The 18,675-nt window shown below is 69.4% G+C and carries 24 protein-coding genes; 7 read left to right on the forward strand and 17 right to left on the reverse strand.

All coding sequences use genetic code 11. From position 1 onward, the window contains the following. Positions 1 to 184 precede the first annotated feature (184 nt). The 5 genes from AAHF99_RS22675 to AAHF99_RS22695 form a co-directional block, all read right to left on the reverse strand. Positions 185 to 532, reverse strand: coding sequence for a DUF3325 domain-containing protein (locus tag AAHF99_RS22675; protein ID WP_342166689.1), 348 nt, complete (start codon positions 530 to 532; stop codon positions 185 to 187). Next, complete coding sequence (locus AAHF99_RS22680; protein WP_342166690.1) at positions 529 to 2,043, reverse strand: PepSY-associated TM helix domain-containing protein; 1,515 nt, start codon at positions 2,041 to 2,043, stop codon at positions 529 to 531. Before AAHF99_RS22680 ends, AAHF99_RS22675 begins: the two co-directional genes overlap by 4 nt. After that, the gene (locus AAHF99_RS22685; RefSeq protein ID WP_342166691.1) at positions 2,040 to 2,390 is read right to left on the reverse strand and encodes an iron transporter; all 351 of its coding nucleotides are present in this window, start codon (positions 2,388 to 2,390) and stop codon (positions 2,040 to 2,042) included. The genes AAHF99_RS22680 and AAHF99_RS22685 overlap by 4 nt, the downstream gene beginning before the upstream one ends. Before the next feature lie 105 nt (positions 2,391 to 2,495). Further along, complete coding sequence (locus AAHF99_RS22690; RefSeq protein WP_342166692.1) at positions 2,496 to 2,744, reverse strand: hypothetical protein; 249 nt, start codon at positions 2,742 to 2,744, stop codon at positions 2,496 to 2,498. 101 nt (positions 2,745 to 2,845) lie between these two features. After that, positions 2,846 to 3,631, reverse strand: a complete 786-nt coding sequence (locus AAHF99_RS22695; protein WP_342166693.1) for a cold-shock protein — start codon at positions 3,629 to 3,631, stop codon at positions 2,846 to 2,848. Between the two features lie 272 nt (positions 3,632 to 3,903). On the opposite strand from AAHF99_RS22695, the gene AAHF99_RS22700 reads away from it, so the two are divergent. The 4 genes from AAHF99_RS22700 (at position 3,904) to AAHF99_RS22715 (ending at position 6,964) form a co-directional block, all read left to right on the forward strand. Further along, complete coding sequence (locus AAHF99_RS22700; RefSeq protein WP_243954585.1) at positions 3,904 to 4,377, forward strand: response regulator; 474 nt, start codon at positions 3,904 to 3,906, stop codon at positions 4,375 to 4,377. Positions 4,378 to 4,484: 107 nt separating this feature from the next. Continuing rightward, the gene (locus tag AAHF99_RS22705; RefSeq protein ID WP_342166694.1) at positions 4,485 to 5,564 is read left to right on the forward strand and encodes a Ppx/GppA phosphatase family protein; all 1,080 of its coding nucleotides are present in this window, start codon (positions 4,485 to 4,487) and stop codon (positions 5,562 to 5,564) included. A gap of 21 nt (positions 5,565 to 5,585) precedes the next feature. Then, entirely contained in the window at positions 5,586 to 6,308 is a 723-nt protein-coding gene (locus tag AAHF99_RS22710; protein WP_342166695.1) for an RlmE family RNA methyltransferase, read from the forward strand. A 104-nt stretch (positions 6,309 to 6,412) separates the two neighbouring features. Continuing rightward, positions 6,413 to 6,964, forward strand: coding sequence for a helix-hairpin-helix domain-containing protein (locus AAHF99_RS22715; RefSeq protein ID WP_342166696.1), 552 nt, complete (start codon positions 6,413 to 6,415; stop codon positions 6,962 to 6,964). Between the two features lie 27 nt (positions 6,965 to 6,991). Here AAHF99_RS22715 and trpB read toward each other — a convergent pair whose 3' ends face one another. From trpB to AAHF99_RS22755, 8 genes are all read right to left on the reverse strand, one after another. Then, positions 6,992 to 8,233: a tryptophan synthase subunit beta gene (gene trpB / locus AAHF99_RS22720; RefSeq protein ID WP_243954594.1), complete on the reverse strand. Its 1,242-nt coding sequence runs from the start codon at positions 8,231 to 8,233 to the stop codon at positions 6,992 to 6,994. 97 nt (positions 8,234 to 8,330) lie between these two features. Then, entirely contained in the window at positions 8,331 to 8,966 is a 636-nt protein-coding gene (locus AAHF99_RS22725; protein WP_342166697.1) for a phosphoribosylanthranilate isomerase, read from the reverse strand. 36 nt (positions 8,967 to 9,002) lie between these two features. Further along, positions 9,003 to 9,371: a LapA family protein gene (locus AAHF99_RS22730; protein ID WP_342166698.1), complete on the reverse strand. Its 369-nt coding sequence runs from the start codon at positions 9,369 to 9,371 to the stop codon at positions 9,003 to 9,005. Between the two features lie 17 nt (positions 9,372 to 9,388). After that, positions 9,389 to 9,697 carry an integration host factor subunit beta gene (locus tag AAHF99_RS22735; protein ID WP_342166699.1) on the reverse strand — a complete coding sequence of 103 codons (309 nt, stop codon included), beginning with the start codon at positions 9,695 to 9,697 and terminating at the stop codon, positions 9,389 to 9,391. A gap of 57 nt (positions 9,698 to 9,754) precedes the next feature. Continuing rightward, a complete protein-coding gene (gene sppA / locus AAHF99_RS22740; protein WP_243954602.1) occupies positions 9,755 to 10,720 on the reverse strand; it encodes a signal peptide peptidase SppA in 966 nt (321 codons plus the stop codon). Between the two features lie 207 nt (positions 10,721 to 10,927). After that, positions 10,928 to 11,239, reverse strand: a complete 312-nt coding sequence (locus AAHF99_RS22745) for a HigA family addiction module antitoxin (protein WP_342166700.1) — start codon at positions 11,237 to 11,239, stop codon at positions 10,928 to 10,930. A gap of 151 nt (positions 11,240 to 11,390) precedes the next feature. Further along, on the reverse strand, positions 11,391 to 13,103 hold the full coding sequence (gene rpsA / locus AAHF99_RS22750) for a 30S ribosomal protein S1 (protein WP_243954604.1): 1,713 nt from the start codon (positions 13,101 to 13,103) through the stop codon (positions 11,391 to 11,393). A 257-nt stretch (positions 13,104 to 13,360) separates the two neighbouring features. Further along, positions 13,361 to 14,209 carry a transglutaminase-like domain-containing protein gene (locus AAHF99_RS22755; protein ID WP_342166702.1) on the reverse strand — a complete coding sequence of 283 codons (849 nt, stop codon included), beginning with the start codon at positions 14,207 to 14,209 and terminating at the stop codon, positions 13,361 to 13,363. Between the two features lie 252 nt (positions 14,210 to 14,461). On the opposite strand from AAHF99_RS22755, the gene serA reads away from it, so the two are divergent. Further along, positions 14,462 to 15,727, forward strand: a complete 1,266-nt coding sequence (gene serA / locus AAHF99_RS22760) for a phosphoglycerate dehydrogenase (protein WP_342166704.1) — start codon at positions 14,462 to 14,464, stop codon at positions 15,725 to 15,727. A gap of 69 nt (positions 15,728 to 15,796) precedes the next feature. After that, entirely contained in the window at positions 15,797 to 16,288 is a 492-nt protein-coding gene (locus tag AAHF99_RS22765; protein ID WP_342166706.1) for a hypothetical protein, read from the forward strand. 9 nt (positions 16,289 to 16,297) lie between these two features. On the opposite strand, the gene AAHF99_RS22770 is transcribed toward AAHF99_RS22765, so the two are convergent. Then, positions 16,298 to 16,441: a hypothetical protein gene (locus AAHF99_RS22770; RefSeq protein WP_342166707.1), complete on the reverse strand. Its 144-nt coding sequence runs from the start codon at positions 16,439 to 16,441 to the stop codon at positions 16,298 to 16,300. Positions 16,442 to 16,670: 229 nt separating this feature from the next. Here AAHF99_RS22770 and AAHF99_RS22775 point away from each other — a divergent pair, with 229 nt between their 5' ends. After that, positions 16,671 to 16,886, forward strand: coding sequence for a hypothetical protein (locus AAHF99_RS22775; RefSeq protein ID WP_243954614.1), 216 nt, complete (start codon positions 16,671 to 16,673; stop codon positions 16,884 to 16,886). Between the two features lie 12 nt (positions 16,887 to 16,898). Here the strand turns inward: AAHF99_RS22775 and AAHF99_RS22780 are convergent, their stop codons facing one another. The 3 genes from AAHF99_RS22780 to AAHF99_RS22790 all read right to left on the reverse strand — a co-directional run bounded on the left by AAHF99_RS22780 (position 16,899) and on the right by AAHF99_RS22790 (position 18,628). Further along, positions 16,899 to 17,222 carry a hypothetical protein gene (locus AAHF99_RS22780; protein WP_342166708.1) on the reverse strand — a complete coding sequence of 108 codons (324 nt, stop codon included), beginning with the start codon at positions 17,220 to 17,222 and terminating at the stop codon, positions 16,899 to 16,901. A gap of 114 nt (positions 17,223 to 17,336) precedes the next feature. Further along, the gene (gene coaA / locus AAHF99_RS22785; protein WP_342166709.1) at positions 17,337 to 18,308 is read right to left on the reverse strand and encodes a type I pantothenate kinase; all 972 of its coding nucleotides are present in this window, start codon (positions 18,306 to 18,308) and stop codon (positions 17,337 to 17,339) included. Beyond that, positions 18,305 to 18,628, reverse strand: a complete 324-nt coding sequence (locus tag AAHF99_RS22790; protein ID WP_243954620.1) for a phosphoribosyl-ATP diphosphatase — start codon at positions 18,626 to 18,628, stop codon at positions 18,305 to 18,307. The genes coaA and AAHF99_RS22790 overlap by 4 nt, the downstream gene beginning before the upstream one ends. Positions 18,629 to 18,675: the final 47 nt, after the last annotated feature.

Consider the following 18,675-nt stretch of genomic DNA (forward strand, 5'->3'; position numbering starts at 1 on the left):
GGGTTGGGCCCGGCCTCACGGACCGCAGCTCGTTGATTCGGCCCCCTTGAGGGGATCCGTGCCGCGTCCCTCGGCTCCGGGCTGTAGCCAATGTCAGATGGCCGCTCGAAGCAAGGTGGACTTTTGGCCGATGCTCCCGACACAGAAGCTTACGCCTGCCGCGAACCCTTGGCGACCCCGCCCCTCACGCCGCCAGGGCGAAGGGCAGGCAGGCCGCCGCGAGGGGCAGGGCGGCCAAAGCCGCCGGCCGCAGCCAGCCCGGCCTGTAGGTGAGGCACAGGGCCACTCCCAAAGCCGCCGCCGTGATGGCGCCCGTGGCCTGGACCGGCCCGAAATTCCAGCCATCGAGGGCGATGGCGGCCGCGAAGGACAGGACGATCCCGGCCCAGCCCACCGCGCGCAGGGGCCGCACGCGCCCGCGCGGCACCGGCCCCCGCAGCGCGACGCGGTGATGCCTGTCGAGGCTGAGGGCCAGGGCCGCCATCCCGGCGAAGGCCAGGGCAGCGCACAGGAGGAGGGTCGCCGCGCTCATGCCTCGGCCACCCGCGACGCGGCCCGTCTTGCAAGCGCCGACGGGGGCCGTGCGGCCGTCCGCGCCGCGACGATCAGCAGGGCTCCCACGAGGAGCATCGCGATGTCGAAGGGCACGAAGCGCGGCTCGCCGATCAGGGCGAGGTCGGCCGGGACGATGGCGACGAAGGTCGCGGCGGCGAGGCCGAGGGTCAGCGGCCAGGCGAGGCGGCGAGGCGCCAGGGCGCCCGCGAGCGCCACGACGACCCAGGCGCCGAAGAACAGTCCGACCTCCCAGGAAGCCCGTCCCGCGAGATCGAGGGGCAGCAACCGGTTGGCGAGGAAGAACGCGGCGATCCCGGCGGGCAGACCGGCGATGGTCCCGACATTCAGGATCCGCACGAGGCGCAGGCCGAAGCCCTCCGGGGCCGCGCCCTTCGGCGCCCGCGCCACCGTCCAGAGCACGAGGCCGGAGGCCACGGTCGCGGCGCCGAGGAGCCCGCACAGGAAGAACAGGACCCGCAGGGCGTGCGAGGCGAAATGCGCCTCGTGCAGGCCGTACATCACGGTCGCGGTGCGCGTCGCCGGCCCGGCCGGGAGGTTGCGGGCGAGTTCGGCCCCCGTCACCGCGTCGTAGGCGATCTGCGGGTGGAGATGGGCCAGGCCGTGCGGCTCCTCGAACACCGCGCTCACCGTCGCGGCGGCGTCGCCCGGCGAGGAGACCATCAGCGCTTCCGGCAGCTCCCCGCCGTCCTTCCCGGCGATGCGGACGATCTCCCCCAGGGGAAGCCCTTCGGCGGCGGTACCGGACGGCATCCGCCCCTTGGGCATCAGCCCCGCCTCGACGTAAAAGTGGGGTGCCTCGTCATGATAGGCCGCCTGCAGACCCCAGGGCATCAGCATCGGCCCCAGGGTCATGAGGCCGGTGTAGGTGATCATCAGGTGGAAGGGCAGCGCCAGCACGCCGAACAGGTTGTGCGCGTCGAGCCACGCCCGCTGCCGCGAGCGGTCCGGCCGGAAGGTGAAGAAGTCAGCGAAGATCCGCCGATGGGTGACGATGCCGGAGATGAGCGCGATCAGCAGCACCATTGCGCAGGCGCCGACGATCCAGCGCCCCACGAGGGGCGGCAGCGCCAGTTCGAAATGGAAGCGGTAGAGGAATTCGCCCGCCTGCGTGTCGCGGGCGCTGGTCGGCGCGCCGGTCGTGGGATCGAGAAGGGCGTGGTGGAACGGGCCGGCGAAGCTCTTCCACCAATAGACTTCGGTCAGCGGCTGGTCCGGCTTCGGCAGCTTCACGAGCCACCCCCCGGAATCGGGGGCCAGCCGGGCGAGGAAGCCCGCCGCCGCCGTCGCGGATTGGGCCGGATCGATCACGGTCTCCCGCAACTCGGGCCGCATCCAGCGGGAGATGTCGTCCTTGTAGTAACTCGCCGTGCCGGTCACGAAGACCGCGAACAGCACCCAGCCGACGACAAGGCCGGCCCAGGTGTGCAGCCACGCCATGGCGGGGCGGAAACGCTTGGGCTCGCTCATGCCGGCACCCCCGCCGAGAAACCGCCGGCCAGCCACAGGCACGCCGTGAGGATTGCCGCCGTTCCCAGGATGCCGATGGCGGCCCGGCGGAGGGTCGCGGCGGCGAAGACGAAGACGACGGCCCCGGCCATCACCGCGAAGCTCGCGAGCATCGATGTCGAGACCGCTTCCGCCCGCGACAGGGGCAGCGTCACGGCGCCGAGGGCGGTGGCGAGGGCAGCCACCGCGTAGCCGCCGAACGCGGCCAGGGCGACCCGGCCCGCGACGGCGAGGCGCCCGCGCCAACCCGAGCCGCTGGAGGACGGCGGATCACGGGAGGCGTCGAGGGGTGGCGAGTCGCTGGCCATGGCGTCGGGTAGCAGCGGCCGGCGACGCTCGGCAATCGCTATCTTTCGGAACGATTCCAACAAGGGGCCAAGCACTTGGCCCGTCTCGAAGGAATCGGTTCGCGCTCAGCGGCTGTTGGCGCCGCGCCCCATGCGCTGAACCCCAGTGGCGGCGGCCAACGCGCTGGGCGGGAGGGCCGTCGCGGAGGGATTTCCGCCGGAGGGGGCGCCGGACGTGACGACAGGAGCGGTGCCCGTGTTCGTCTCGCGGCCTGAGGCGTAGCCAGCGTTTACGCCCGCGTAGAAGCCTGTGAAGTCCTCGGCCCGGGCCGGAAGGGCGGCGAGGAGGAGAAGGAGCGGCAGGCGGCGGATCATGCGGAACCCAGCGCGTGAAACGGAAACGGCGGCCCGTGGGGACCGCCGTTTCGAACCTGTCGTAGCATCGCGGCGACAGAGAGGCGCCGCGAAACCCGAATTCAGCCGTCGACGCTGATCGAAGAGGCCTCGCGGCCCTTCATGCCCTCGACGACGCCGAGGGTGACCTGCTGACCTTCGGCCAGGGAGTCGAGGCCGGCGCGGGCGAGCGCGGAGCGGTGGACGAACACGTCCTTGCCGCCGTCGTTCACCGAAACGAAGCCGAAGCCCTTGGCCGGGTCGTACCACTTCACGGTGCCGACCATCTCGGTCGACGGGCCGGACGGGGCACGACCGCCACCGCCGCCGCCACCGAATCGGTCGCCGCCACGGCTGCCGCCGCCGCCGAAGCGATCGCCGCCGCCGCCGCCGAAGCCCTCGGTGCGCGGACGAAACTCACGGCGGGGCGCCGGAGCCTCGGCCGTGGAGGTGTCGACGCTGGTCACGCTCGTGACCTGCGGACCCTTCTGGCCCTGGGCGGTCGTGACCATCAGCTTGGTGCCGGGCATGAGGTCGTCATGGCCGGCCGCCTCGACGGCCCGGATGTGGAGGAAGGCATCGCCCGAACCGTCGCCGAGTTCGACGAAGCCGAAGCCCTTCTCCTTGTTGAACCACTTTACAGTGGCATCGCGCTCAGGGCCCGTCGGAGCCGGCGCCGCGCCACGGGCCGGACCGCGGTCGAAGCCGCCCCCGCCGTAACCGCCGCCACCACCAAAGCCGCCACCGCCGCCGCCGCCGCCGTAGCCCCCGCCAAAGCCGCCCGAGGGAGCCTGATCAGGCCATCTCGGTTCACCGCTCTCGTCGAAGCCGCGCTTCTGCGGCCCCCTGAAATCACGACCACGTCCCATTAGAAGCTCGCAAAAACCGTCCGCCGCCCGTATTCAAAATACACGCCGACCATTGCGGAGGATCGGCGGCTCGCACTGCGCATTACCCCAGGTCACGCTAACCAAGAATAATGGCTTAGTCCTGACGCAATCGGGCCTTGACCGCAAGGTCCTTTAAGGCCGAAACGCGGCGGTTCAATCACTTTCCTGACGCAACCGTCGCGCGGAGGGTGAGTGGCGTTAGCGAAATGCAAAGTTCGGTCGGCTACGTTCGCGACGGGACGACGCACCCGATGATAGCCACACCGACCTTCCCCGACCTCTCCGCCCTCGTCGTCGACGAGAGCCTATATATCCGGCGCATCGTCCGGGACATGCTGATGCGCGTGGGCATCAAGCGCGTCCTGGAAGCGCCCGACGGCGCCGAGGCGCTCGGCGTCCTGGCCGAGAGCAAACCCGATATCGCCATCATCGACTGGGACCTCTCGATCCTGTCGGGCGAGGAGTTCATCCGGCTCGCGCGCACGCCCTCCACCTCCCCCTGCCCCACCCTGCCGATCATCCTGATGCTGGCGCAGCCGCGCCGGAACGTCGTGGACCGGGCGGTCGGGCTCGGCGTCAACGAGATCATCGCCAAGCCGTTCTCGCCCAAGACCCTGTGGTCCCGGCTGGACGAGATCATCAACCGGCCCCGCCCCTACTCGCAGGTGAAGAGCCTTCTCCGGCCGATTCCCCGCGCGGCCGGCGTCGCGAAGGTGTTTGCCTGACCTCGCGCGGACGTTCGCCCGTTGCAGTTCCTGCCCGAGCCTGTAGGCTCTTTGGCAAGTGAGGTCGGGCTGTCAGCCGGGCCGATGAGGATTCGACGGCCGCGCCGATGAGGGACGAGACCGCCGCGGCCGCGCCGGCCCGGCCTGCCACCGGCATCGCGCCGCTCCCGACGCCGACCCTCTATGCGGGCCGCGAGCGCCGGCAGAGCTATGCGGCCCTCGATCTCGGCACGAACAATTGCCGGCTCCTGATCGCCGAGCCGACCTATGGCGGCTTCCGGGTGATCGATGCCTTCTCGCGCATCGTGCGGCTGGGCGAGGGGCTGGGCTCCTCCGACCGGCTGAGCGAGGCCGCCATCGAGCGCACGGTCGAGGCCCTGCGCATCTGCCGCACCAAGATGCAATCCCGCAGGGTCCGCCGCGCCAAGATCATCGCCACCGAGGCCTGCCGGCTCGCCGTCAACGGCGCCGACTTCGTGGAGCGGGTGCGCCAATCGGTGGGTCTCGATCTTGAGATCGTGGACCGGCAGACCGAGGCCTACCTCGCCGTCACGGGCTGCGCGGCCCTGGCCGACCCGCGGGCCGAGTCGGTCGTGATCTTCGACATCGGCGGCGGCTCCACCGAGGTGGCGTGGCTCGACGGCGCGGCCACGAACCCCTCCACCGATCCAACTCTGCGCATCCGCGCCTGGGATTCGCTGCCGGTGGGCGTCGTGACCCTGGCCGAGCGCCATGGCGGCGCCGAGGTCACGCGGCGGATGTTCGAGGGCATGGTGGAGGAGGTGGCCGAAAAGCTCGCCGCCTTCGCCCTGCGCGCCGCCCCGGCTGCCACGGCCAAGAGCTTCCACCTGCTCGGCACGTCGGGCACGGTCACGACCATCGCCGCGATGCACCTGCGCCTCGCCCGCTACGAGCGGCGCCGGGTCGACGGCCTCTGGATGCGCGACGACGAGGTCTCGGCGGCCATCGAAGACCTCCTCGATACGCGGCTGGAGCAGCGGGTCGACAATCCCTGCATCGGCCGCGACCGGGCGGACCTCGTCCTCGCCGGCTGCGCGATCCTCGAAGCCCTGCGCCGGGCCTTCCCCTCCGAGCGCCTGCGCATCGCCGACCGTGGCCTGCGCGAGGGGCTTCTCGTGAACATGATGCGCGAAGATGGGGTATGGTCGCGCAAGCCCGTGCGGTAACGGGCGACGGACACCGGGTTCATGACTGACAGGCGCGGCGGCGCAGGCTCCACCGGGGGCGTGCGCGGGGATCTTAAGCAGCGGGTGAAGACCGCGCGCAAGCGCACCGTCTCGCAGACGCGCTGGCTCGAACGGCAGCTCAACGACCCCTACGTGGCCCGCGCCAAGCGCGAGGGCTACCGCTCTCGCGCGGCGTTCAAGCTCTTGGAGATCGACGAGCGCTTCAAGCTGCTGAAGCCCGGTCAGCGGGTCGTGGACCTCGGCGCGGCGCCCGGCGGCTGGTCGCAGGTGGCCGCGCGCGTCGTGGGGTCCACGGGCAAGGTGGTGGGCATCGACCTCCTGCCCATCGAGCCCATGGCCGGGGTGGAGTTCATCACCCTCGACTTTCTGGACAACGATGCGCCCCGGCAGCTCACCGACCTTCTCGGCGGCCCGGCCGACTTCGTGATGTCGGACATGGCCGCCAACACCACCGGCCACAAGAAGACCGATCACCTGCGGATCATCGGCCTCGCCGAAACCGCCGCGGAATTCGCCCGGGAGATCCTGGCCCCCGGCGGCTCCTATCTCGCCAAGGTGCTGCAGGGCGGCACCGAGGGCGAGTTGCTCGCCAACCTGAAGCGCGACTTCGCCGTGGTTCGCCACGTGAAGCCCTCCGCGAGCCGCGCCGATTCGAGCGAACTCTACGTGCTGGCCACCGGCTATCGCGGGGCGCTCGGCCGGGCTGTAGCTTCGGAGGAGTAGGCGGGCCTGTTCCCCTGGGGACAGATCGGCGCAGAGCGGCGGCGCCGGTAGGCCGCCACGGCGGAATGGGTTAATTTTAGTGAAAGTGTATCGATAGTCAGCGCGTGCTCAGCGGTCCCGCAATTCTTCGCATCTCGGTGCTGCTGCTCCTCGCCGGAGCCCTCGCCGCGCTCGTACAATACTGGATGCCGGCCTCGCCGCAGCCGCCCGCCAAGACGGCGGTCGCTACAACCGCGCCGGCTCCAAGCGAGCCGCCCGTCCGCAAGATCCCCTCGGCGGCCCCGCCCGATACGGTGATCGCGGCCCCAACGCCGCCACCGGCTCCCCCCAAGCCTCAGCCGGCACCTATTTCGCCCCCGCCCCCGCCGCAGGTGCCGAGCGAAGCCCTCGCCTTCCCGGCGCCGCCGCCCTCCGCCGCGCCGGAGGGCCGGCAAGAGGTGACGGAGGCCGAGACCACGGAGGGGCCGCCGGCCGTCGCGCTCGTGGATCTCAATACTGCCAGCGTCGCCGACCTGAACCGCCTGCGCGGCGGCGGCGCCATCGGCCGGGCCATCGTCGCAAAGCGACCCTACACCCAGGTAGGCGACCTGCTCACCAAGAGGGTGCTTAGCCGGTCGGTCTACGAGCGGATCAGGGAGCAGGTCACGGTACGGTGAGGGGCTGGGAAGCCCCTCACGCCCGTCTCAGAGCTTCGTGCCGAACAATTCCGCGACCTGCGGAATGTCCTTGTCGCCGCGCCCCGACATGCTCAGCACCATCAGGTGGTCGGTCGGGCGCGCGATGGCGAGTTCCGTGACCTTCGCCAGGGCGTGGGCGGGCTCCAGGGCCGGGATGATACCTTCCAGCATCGAGCAGAGCTTGAACGCCTCCAGCGTCTCGGTATCCGTGGCCGAGAGGTAGGTGACGCGGCCCATCTCGTGCAGCCACGAATGCTCGGGCCCGATGCCCGGATAGTCGAGGCCGGCCGAGATCGAGTGCGCGTCTGCGATCTGCCCGTCCTCGTTCATCAGCAGGTAGGTGCGGTTGCCGTGCAGCACGCCGGGCTTGCCGCCCGTGAGGGAGGCGGCGTGCAGGCCGCTCTTCACGCCGTGGCCGGCGGCCTCGACGCCGAAGATCTCGACCTCGCGGTCATCGAGGAACGGGTGGAACAGGCCCATCGCGTTCGAGCCGCCGCCGATGCAGGCGATAAGCGAGTCGGGCAGGCGGCCCTCCTGGGCGAGCATCTGCTCGCGGGTCTCGTGGCCGATCACCGACTGGAAGTCGCGGACCATGGCCGGATACGGGTGTGGGCCGGCGACGGTGCCGATGCAGTAGAACGTGTCCGCGACGTTCGTGACCCAATCGCGCAGGGCCTCGTTCATCGCGTCCTTGAGGGTCTTGGTGCCGGACTCGACCGGGATCACCTCGGCGCCGAGCATCTTCATGCGGAAGACGTTCGGAGCCTGACGGGCGACGTCCACGGCGCCCATGTACACGACGCATTTCAGGCCGAACCGGGCGCAGAGGGTGGCGGTGGCCACGCCGTGCTGGCCCGCGCCGGTCTCGGCGATGATCCGCGGCTTGCCCATCCGGCGGGCGAGCAGGATCTGCCCCAGCACGTTGTTCACCTTGTGCGAGCCGGTGTGGTTCAGCTCCTCGCGCTTGAAGTAGAGCTTCGCCCCCATGCCGGCCGGCGCCTGGGCGCGCATGTGCTCGGTCAGCCGCTCGGCGTAATAGAGGGGGCTCGGGCGGCCGATATAATGCGTGCCGTAGCTCTCCATGTCCGCCTTGAAGGCGGGGTCCCGCTTCGCCTCCTCGTAGGCCTTCTCCAGGTCGAGGATCAGCGGCATCAGTGTCTCGGCCACGAAGCGGCCGCCGAAGATGCCGAAGCGGCCGCGCTCGTCGGGTCCGGTGCGGAAAGAGTTCGGGGCGGGGGCGATGGTCACGGATCTGTCCTTCGCGGAACGACAAGAGTTTTGCCGGTTGCTAGACCCATGCGCGCCCCGCTGCAATGCCGGTGGCGGCAGACGCATCGGCGCAGTGCTAGCCTCGCGCAGCCGTGACGAAGGCAGCGATGCGGGCCGGATCCTTGATTCCCGGCGCGCTCTCGACGCCGGAGGAGACATCGACGGCCCGAAGACCCGTCCGCGCCAGGGCCTCGGCCACGTTCTCCGGCCCGAGCCCGCCGGAGAGCATCAGCCCTGCGGGCAGGTCTGCCCCCGCCAGCAGGGACCAGTCGAAGCTGACGCCGTTGCCCCCCGGCAGGGCCGCGCCGGGCGGCGCCTTGGCGTCGAGGAGGAGGCGGTCGGCGACCGCAGCATAGGTTGGAATCACGGCGAGATCGGCCTCCCCCGCGATGCCGAGCGCCTTCATCACCGGCAGGCCCGTGGCGGCGCGAATCTCGGCGACCCGCTCCGGGCTTTCCCGCCCGTGAAGCTGGATCAGGTCCGGTGCGATCGCCTCGATGGCGGCGGCCAGTGCCGCGTCGTCGGGATCGACCAGCAGCACGACCCGCCCTGCCCTGCCCTTCGCCTGACGCGAGAGCACGCGCGCCGCCTCAAGCTCCACATGGCGCGGGCTGCGGGCGAAGCGCACGAAGCCGACCCAATCGGCCCCCGCGCCGAGGGCGGCGTCGAGGGTCTCGGGGGTGCTCAGGCCGCAGATCTTGATCTCGGTCATGGGGAGGATGGGCGCGGCGCTCCGCGCGGAAGGGCCTCAGCGCGGGGCGGGCAGCGCCGTGCGGACGGGAACGGAGGTGCCGGGATAGGTCTGGCCCGGCGCGTCGGGGGCATAGGGGCGCAGGCGGTTGGCCTCGCGCTCGTAGCGGGTGGCCTCCCGGCGGTGATGACGGGCATTGGCGCGGACGCGGCCCTGGCCGAGCCAGGTGAAGACGCCGCCGACGACGATGCCCAGCGCCACGGCGCCGAACAGGATCGCGTAGAGCGGCAGGTTCACGCTGAAGACCGGCGCGTCGACGTTGACCGGATCGAACGACAATTGCACCGGCGCCCGGTTGGCGACGGCCAGCAGGACCACGATTGCCGCGACCGGCAGGAGGAGGAGGCTCTTCAAGAACCGGATCATCGTTGTGTGACTCCCGCCTATTCCGCCGCGACGCCTTCGCCGATCTTGGCCGCATTGAGCCGCAGGCGCATCTCCTTACCCGTCTTGAAGACGGGGATGGCCTTTTCGGACACGGCAACGGCCGCACCCGTGCGGGGGTTGCGTCCCTTGCGTGCTTCCCGGCGCTTCACGGAAAACGCGCCGAAGCCGCGCAGTTCCACCCGGTCCCCCCGCGCCAGGGCATCGGCGACCGTGTCGAGGATGGCGTTGACCAGGATCTCCACGTCCCGCTGATAGAGATGCGGGTTCTGCTCGGCGATCTTGAGAACAAGCTCCGACTTGATCATGGCGTTTCGTCTTCCCGTTGGTTCGGCTTCGTTCGGAGGTCGCTGAGGCAGTTGCCCTCAGGGTTCCGGCCGCCACAGGACGAGGAGTCCGCCCTGCGCGCCGGCCTGCGCCTCGGCGCTGAGCGCCCGGAGCTGGCCCGCGAAGCCTTCGAGGCCGAGGAGCCCCGCCCCCGTGCCCGCGGCGGACCACAGGGAGAAGTCGCTCTCCGAACGCGGCTTCCAATCGGTCACCGGCAGGTCCTTCGGCACGCCCCGGGCGCTCTCCAGCCACGCCACGGCCTGCCGCTCACCGCCGAGTTCATCCACGAGCTTCAGGGGCACGCTCTGCCGGCCGCTGAACACCCGCCCGTCCGAGACGGCGGCGAGTTGCTGCGGGTCCATGCCCCGGCGGTCGGCCACGAGGCCCTTGAACCATGCGTAGGTGTCGCCCACCACGGCCGCGAGGGCGGCGCGTGCCTCGGGCGACGTCGGCGTGAAGCCCGAGGGCTCGGCCTTCAGTGGCGAGGACTTCACCGATTCGACCTTCACGCCGACCTTGTCGAGGAGGCCCGACAGGTCGGGGTACTGGAACAGCACGCCGATGGAGCCGACGAGGCTCGTCTCGCGGGCGACGATGTGGTCGGCGGCGATGGCGGTGATGTAGGCGCCGGAGGCCGCCGTGCCGTCCACGAAGGCGACGATGGGCTTCTTGGCGGCGAGCGCCCGCAGGTTGCGGAAGATCTCCTCCGAGCCGGTGGTGGTGCCGCCGGGCGAGTTAATCGAGACGACGACGCCCTTCACGGCATCCGATTCGCCCACCCGCTTCATGAGCTTGGCGGTGGCCTCGCTGCCGGCGATGAAGCCGGAGACGGAAATGCGCGCGATCTGCGGGCGCACGGCGAAGGCGCCGTTCCCGCCCGCCCGGACGCGGTAGCCTACGGCGCCGACGGCCACGATCAGGCCGCCGATCCCGAGCACGCGCCAGAGGCCGAGCCTGCGGCGCAGTCGCCGCCTGTCGATCAGCAGTTCGGCGTCGGCTGCCATGCGATCCGTTCCCTTGCATCCCCGGCCGAACGCCGTGGTCGGCCACCCTGCCCGACGCCGCCCTGGCCCCGCCTCGCGGCGTGCAAGTCCTTGGCGTCCTTGGCATCCCGCCGGGCGGGGCCCGTGCGAGGCGGTGTTCTAGAGCATTTTTTGCCGACGTGGATATGGGGCGCGACGAAGAATTTGCGCGCAGGTCGCTCGCTGCGATCAGGCGGCGTCGAGGGTCGGGATGGCCGCGAGTTCGTCGGCCATTTCCCGCTCGAGGATGCGCAGGTCGTAATTGCGCTGGAGGTTCAGCCAGAACTCGGCCGAATTGCCGAACAGCTTCCCCAACCGCAATGCCATCGCGACGGTGACGGGCTGCCGCTCGGCCACAAGATCATGCAGCGTCTGCCGCGACACGCCGAGCTTACGGGCGATCCAGGTCTTGGTCAGGCCGGTGGCGGGCAGAATGTCTTCCCGGAGGAGTTCGCCCGGATGCATCGAAGCGAGGCCTGTGAGGAGGGACTTGCTGATCATCAGTGATAATCCTCCAAACCGCCATCGATCGCATCGTGCCCGTCCCAGCCGAACGTGATTGTGGCGCAAAAGAAAAGCCGCGCGGAGGGCATCTGCGCGGCTTTCCAAATTTATGCCGCCGCCCGGCGAACCGGGCGGCGTTCGATGAGGATTACTCCTCGTCGGGGCGGGCCTTCTTGAAGGCGGCGCCGAGGATGTCGCCGAGGGAGGCACCCGAATCGGCGGAGCCGAACTGGGCCATGGCCTCCTTCTCCTCAGCCACTTCCAGGGCCTTGATCGAGACCTGGACGCGGCGGGCCTTGCGGTCGAACTGCACCACGCGGGCATCGACCTTCTCGCCGGCGGCGAAGCGCTCGGGGCGCTGGTCGGCACGGTCGCGGGCGAGCTCGGCCCGGCGGATGAAGGTCTGCATGTCGGTGTCGGCGAGCCGCACCTCCAGGCCGGAATCCTTCACCTCGACGATCTCGCAGGTCACGATCTGACCCTTCTTGACTTCGCCGGCTTCGGCGAAGGGGTCACCCGCGAGCTGCTTGATGCCGAGCGAGATACGCTCCTTCTCGACGTCCACGTCGAGAACCTGGGCGCGGACCATGTCGCCCTTCTTGAACTCGTCGATGACCTGCTCGCCGGGACGGTTCCAGTCGAGATCCGACAGGTGGACCATGCCGTCGACATCGCCCTCGAGGCCGATGAACAGGCCGAACTCGGTCTTGTTCTTGACCTCGCCCTCGACCTCGGACCCGACCGGATGCTTCTCGGAGAAGCCCTCCCACGGGTTCTGCAGGGTCTGCTTGAGACCCAGCGAGATGCGGCGCTTGACCTGATCGACTTCCAGGATCTGCACCTCGACCTCCTGGGAGGTGGAGACGATCTTGCCCGGATGGACGTTCTTCTTGGTCCAGCTCATCTCGGAGACGTGGATCAGGCCCTCGATCCCCGGCTCCAGCTCCACGAAGGCGCCGTAATCGGTGATGTTGGTCACGCGGCCCTTGAGCTTGGCGCCCTCGGGGTAACGGGCGGCGATGCCCTCCCACGGATCGGCCAGGAGCTGCTTGATGCCCAGCGAGATGCGATGCGTCTCGTGATTGATCTTGATGATCTTGACCTTCACCGTCTGGCCGATGGTGACGACCTCGGACGGGTGGTTCACGCGGCGCCACGCCATGTCGGTGACGTGCAGCAGGCCGTCGATGCCGCCGAGGTCCACGAACGCACCGTATTCGGTGATGTTCTTGACCACGCCGTCGATGACCTGACCTTCCTCGAGGTTGGCCACCAGCTCGCTGCGCTGCTCGGCGCGGCTCTCTTCGAGGACCGTACGGCGCGAGACGACGATGTTGCCCCGGCGGCGATCCATCTTGAGGATCTGGAACGGCTGCGGCGTGCCCAGAAGCGGGGTGACGTCGCGGACCGGACGGATGTCGACCTGCGAGCGCGGCAGGAACGCCACGGCGCCGTCGAGGTCGACCGTGTAGCCGCCCTTGACCTGGTTGAAGATCGTGCCGGTGACACGCTCGTTGGCCTCGAAGGCCTTCTCGAGCTTGACCCAGCTCTCCTCGCGGCGAGCCTTGTCGCGCGAGATAACGGCTTCGCCCAGCGCGTTCTCGATCCGGTCGACGTAGACCTCGACCTCGTCGCCGACGCTCAGCTCGCCTTCCCGGCCGGGGCCGGAGAATTCCTTGAGTGCGACACGGCCTTCCGTCTTGGCGCCGATGTCGATGACGGCCACGTCCTTCTCGATCGCGACGACGCGACCCTTGACGACGGACCCTTCGGTGATCTCGTGTTGGAGGAAGCTCTCCTCCAGAAGCGCGGCGAAATCATCGCGGTACTGATCCCGCGCCACGGCTGTCCCTGCGGTCATTCTCTCTCCTGGGCGGTCACATCCTGGGATGGACCGGGTGCGTCGGCGGCTCGCGTTGCAAACGCCCTTGCCGCCGCAGCTTCCCTATGGAGAAGCAACCGCCTCCAAACGGAGACCGGTTTGCCGACGCGTCGATACGGATGACGAGGGCGGCCCGGCCGACTCGCCCGAATATGCCGCCAGGAAAGGCGAGCATCACGACGGACGGCGAGGCGCCTGTCACATACTCTATTCGCGAAAGCCGTTCAACAGCGCCCTCACGCCGCCTGCGCGAAGGCTCCCGCGTTCTCCGGCAACTCGTCCGTCAGGACGTCGAACCGAGCGAGGTAGGCGGTGCCGAAGCTCGTCGTCAGGGCGCAATCGGTGGCGTCGCGGCCCCGCGCCATGACGATGCGGCCGATGCGCGGGCGATTGTGCCGGGCATCGAACGTGTACCAGCGCGGGCCCTCGGGGCCGTCGAGGAAGACTTCGAACCACGCGGAGAAGTCCATCGGCGCCGGGTCCTTCGGCACGCCGATGTCGCCAAGATATCCGGTGGCGTAGCGGGCCGGGATGTTCATGCAGCGGCAGAGGGTGATCGCGAGGTGGGCGAAGTCGCGGCACACGCCGACCTGCTGGCCGTGCCCGTCATGGGCGGTGCGGGTCGCGTCGGCCTGTTGGTAGTCGAAGCGCAGCCGGTTGTGGACGTAGTCCACGATGGCCTGCACGCGGCCCCAGCCCGGCGCGATCCCGCCGAACAGGGCCCAGGCCGTCTGAGAGAGCTTGTCCGTGTCGCAGTAGCGCGAGCCGAGGAGGTAGACGAGCACGTCGTCCGGCAGGTCCTGCACCGGCATTTCCCGGGCGTCGGGGGCGTAGTCGTCCGGCTGGCCGCTGTCGGCGATCACGAAGTCGGCCGACAGGGTGATCCGGCCGCCCGGCGCGACGATGCGGGTGCAGACGTTGCCGAACCCGTCCACATGCTGCCGTGCAGCGACCGGCGGATCGAACGTGATCACCTCCGGGGTGATCAGGTCGTCCCGGCGCTCCGGCCGGATGTTGAGGAGCAGGTTCATCGGCGTCGGACCGTTGGTGTCGAACGCGATGGTGAAGCCGGTGTGGATCTGCATGGTCTGGGCCGAGATGCGTGGCGGCGATCACTGTCGTGGCGCCGCGAAGACTTATGACAGGCTCCACAACCACAAACTGAAAGCCTGGTTCCGCAGTTCGGGCTCCTGTTCGTGCCGCCGAATGCACAAAGATCATGCAAGGCCGAACGGGGATCGTGCAAACACGCAAGGCTGGGCTGTTACCGCCGATGTTGCATCGCGATGACGCCCTGCCTAACCCTGCGCCACCTCCTTCTCTGTCGATCCGATCCCATGGCCGCCGACTCCCCACTCGCCGACAAGCTCTCGCTCCCCAAGGACAAGATCCGCGTCCTGCTCCTGGAGGGGATCAACGACAGCGCCGTCGCCCTGATGCAGGCCGCCGGCTACACCAACCTCATCCGCCTGCCGAAGGCGCTCGACAAGGAGGCGCTGCACGAGGCGCTCCAGGGCGTTCACATGGTCGGCATCCGTTCGCGCACCCAGTTGGACGCTGCGGCCTTCGAGGCAGCGGATCGGCTGCTCGCCGTGGGCTGCTTCTCGGTGGGCACCAATCAGGTGGACCTCGAAGCCGCCCGGCACCGGGGTATCCCGGTCTTCAACGCACCGTTCTCCAACACCCGTTCGGTGGCCGAGCTAACGATCGGCGAGATCGTGATGTTGCTCCGGCGGATCGTGCCCCGGTCGGTAGGCGCCCATGCCGGCCAGTGGGACAAGTCCGCCGTCGGCTCCATGGAGGTGCGCGGCAAGACGCTCGGCATCGTCGGCTACGGCAATATCGGCACGCAGCTTTCGACCCTGGCCGAGGCCATGGGCATGCGGGTGCTGTTCTACGACCACACCGACCGCCTGCGCCACGGCAACACCGAGCCGACCGACTCGCTGAAGGATCTGCTCGGGCAGAGCGACGTGGTCTCCCTGCACGTTCCGGAGACCGAGGCGACCTTCAATATGATCGGCGAGGCCGAGATCCGGGCGATGAAGCCCGGCGCCTTCCTCATCAACAACGCCCGCGGCACCGTCGTGGACCTCGACGCCCTCGCCGCGGCCCTGCGTGACGGCCACCTGCGCGGCGCCGCCGTGGACGTGTTTCCGAAGGAGCCCGGCTCCAATGCCGAGCGCTTCGTCAGCCCGCTCCAGGGTCTCGACAACGTGATCCTCACCCCGCATGTCGGCGGCTCCACCGAGGAGGCGCAGGAGCGCATCGGCGCCGAAGTCGCCAAGAAGCTCGTGGATTATTCGGACATCGGCTCGACGGTCGGCGCGGTGAACTTCCCGCAGGTGCAATTGCCCACCCGTGCCACCGGGACGCGCTTCATCCACGTGCAGCGCAACCTGCCGGGCATGCTCGGGCGGCTCAACGAAGTCTTCGCCCGCAGCCACGTCAACATCGCCGCGCAGTTCTACCAGACGGACGGCGAAGTCGGTTACGTCGTGCTGGAAACCGATGCCACGGATGCGGATGCCGAGTCGCTGCTCGGCGAGATCCGCGCCATCCCCGGCACGATCCGCGCCCGCCTGCTCTACGAGCGCCGCTGACGATTGCACCTTGCGCGCGAGGCGTTGGCGCTGTTCAAGTCCAGCGATCAAGCGGAACGGGAGCGGTCAGTGGTCAAGCGTGGCTGGACGGCACAAACTTCGCGCGGGGCTGCAGCCCTCGCCCTGGCCGTGCTCGGCACGGCCAGCACCGCCTCGCTGGCATCGGCGGAATGCCTGCGCCAGATCGTCAACCGCTCGGCCTATGTGCTGACGGCCCGGCGGGACGGCGGCCCGCCGGTGACGATCCTGCCGGGGCGCGCGGTGCAGATCCGCCTGTCGCATCCGGGCCAGCTGGACTTCGCCGCCTATTGCGCCGTCCCCGGGCCCGATGGCGCCCTGCGGCCGATCACTCAGGCGAGCTTCGACTACGAGGCGGTCATCGATCGCTGCTTCATTCGCTTCGGCGGGCAGGCCTTCATCCCGCAGCTCGGGCGCGGCTTCATCGGCCTCCAGGGCACGGCGCCGTTCACGGTGAACAATCCGCGCCAGGGCGACGTGGTCCTCGGCCCCTTCGCCACGGAAGCCTGCCCGGCGCCGGCGATCCTCAGCCGGGGCGGCTAGGACCGCGCCCTACAGGTAATGCCGGAAGACGACCGGGCCGCCCGCCGGGCGGTCCGCAGGCGCGGCCGGGACGAGGTGGCGCGTGACGCGTTCCGCGAGGCGGATCAGGGCGGCGAGTGCGCCGTCGAACGAGGTGGTCTGGCGCTGGGTCATGGACGCCTCCGCCGCGGCCGGAGCGACACGCCCTTCCCGCGTAGCCTCACCCTGTCAGTCGCGTACGGCCAAGGCTGTGCCGGAGCGCACATGGTTTCGTTTCGCGATCTTTCCGCGAAGAGTGACAGGTCGAAACACCCCTTCCGTCTGGCGTGGGGCGTGAGCGCCGAATATGGTGGTTTCGCCGAACCGGGACCTGGTCAAGCCCGGCGTGACTGAGGACGCGCGTATGCTCACACACACCGGCAGCACGATCCTGCGCAACGAGCTCGGGGTCGAGGAGACGGTCGAATCCGACAACATCGTCCGGTGGGACGGGAACCGGCTCTATGTCGAGCAGGACGTCTTTCACAACGGACAATTGGTCCATCGCAAGTACAGGCGCACGGTCACGGAGCCCGTGGCCCGGGTCCTGTGGGACATCATCAACCGCGCCAAGCAATAGGCGAGGCGTCGGTCAGGCGGCGATGGCGGTCTCGACTGCCTCGTCCGCCGGGCAGATCCGGTCGATCGTCTGACGGGCGGTGTCGAAGGCCGCCCTGACGGTGGCCGACACATCCTCGACCGCGACCAGAACCGAGAGCTTCTGGGCGGTGGCGCGGTCGGCGAGCCCCTGGGCTGCGTTCAGCAACAGGGTTTCGAGCCGCGTCAGGTCGGCCTCGGCGTCGCGCCCGGCCGCCTGATCGGCCTTCGCGAATTGCGACAGCACCGCTTCCAGGGCGTGCCCCAGAACGAGGGTCTTCACCCGTTCTTGGAGGAGAGCTCTCTCTTCGCGCTTCATGGGGCCGTTCGCCGATTCGGGTTACCAAACCACTGTGGCATCAGGGCGCACTTGAAGCAGCGCCTTCCGTGCAACAGGGAACTCTCCCCGCGTCGCCGGCCGCGTTTTCCCGGATCACAAGCGCCGGAGTGCCACACTGTCGATCCGGTGGCTCGCCCCCTTCGTGAGGATGAGGCTTGCCCGCTGGCGGGTCGGCAGGATGTTCTCCCGCAGGTTCGGCAGGTTGATCGTCGTCCAGAGATGGTCGGCGATGTCGAGCGCCTCGGCCTCAGGGATCTCCGCGTACTTTCGGAAGTAGGAGCGCGGATCGCGGAAGGCGGTCTGGCGCAGGCGCATGAAGCGGGTCACGTACCAGCGGTGCAGGTCGTCCTCGTGCCCGTCGAGGTAGATCGAGAAGTCGAAGAAGTCGGACACGAAGGGGACCGCCGTGCCGTCGCGCGGCAGGCGGGCCGGCTGCAGGACGTTCAGCCCTTCGACGATGAGGATGTCGGGGCTCTCCACCACCCGCTCCTCCCCCGGCACCCTGTCGTAGACGAGGTGCGAGTAGAGCGGCGCCGTCACCCGCCTCTGGCCGGACTTCACCTCGTGCAGGAAGCGCAGCAGCGCGGCGGTGTCGTAGCTCTCGGGGAATCCCTTGCGCTCCATCAGGCCGTGGGCGGCCAATTCGGCGTTCGGGAGCAGGAACCCGTCCGTGGTGACGAGATCGACCTTCGGCGTGTTCGGCCAGCGGGTGAGGAGCGCCGCGAGGATGCGCGCCGTGGTGGACTTGCCCACCGCCACCGATCCCGCGAGCCCGATGATGTAGGGCAGCTTGGTCTCGCGCTCGGCGGTGAGGAAGCGCTGCGTCGCCTTGAAGAGGCCCTGCGTCGCCGCGACGTAGAAGGAGAGCAGCCGCGACAACGGCAGGTAGATCTCCACGACCTCCTCGATGGAGATCGGATCGTTCAGGGATTTCAGCCGCTCGAGGTCGTCCGCGTTGAGCGTCAGGGGGGCGTCGGCGCGCAGATGCGCCCATTCCTCCCGGCCGAAGCGGCGGTAGGGGGAGAGGCTGTCCGTGCCGTCCGAGAGAGCGGGCGGCGCAGTCACGCGGTCGGCCTCGAAGCCTTCTCGGCGATGCCGCTCTGGGCGGTCCGTCGTTCCAGTTCGGCCATCACCGCCTCAAGCTCGACATTGCCGGCCTTCAGCAGCACCACGAGGTGGTAAAGCACGTCCGCCGCCTCGTTCTTAAGGCCCTCGCGGTCGCCCTGCACGGCGGCGATGGCCGCCTCGACCGCCTCCTCGCCGAGCTTCTTGGCGGCCTTGGCCGGGCCGTCAGCCAGGAGCTTCGCGGTGTAGGAGGTGGAGGGATCTGTGCCGGCGCGGCTCGCCACGAGGCGAGCGAGATCGGCGAGGGTGTAGCTGCTCATGAACGGTCTTGCATTGTCCGACCCGCGACGGGCCGATTTCCGGCAGG

It is taken from the genome of Methylobacterium litchii (genome assembly GCF_038442315.1).
In the GTDB taxonomy this organism is placed as follows: Bacteria; Pseudomonadota; Alphaproteobacteria; order Rhizobiales; family Beijerinckiaceae; genus Methylobacterium; species Methylobacterium litchii.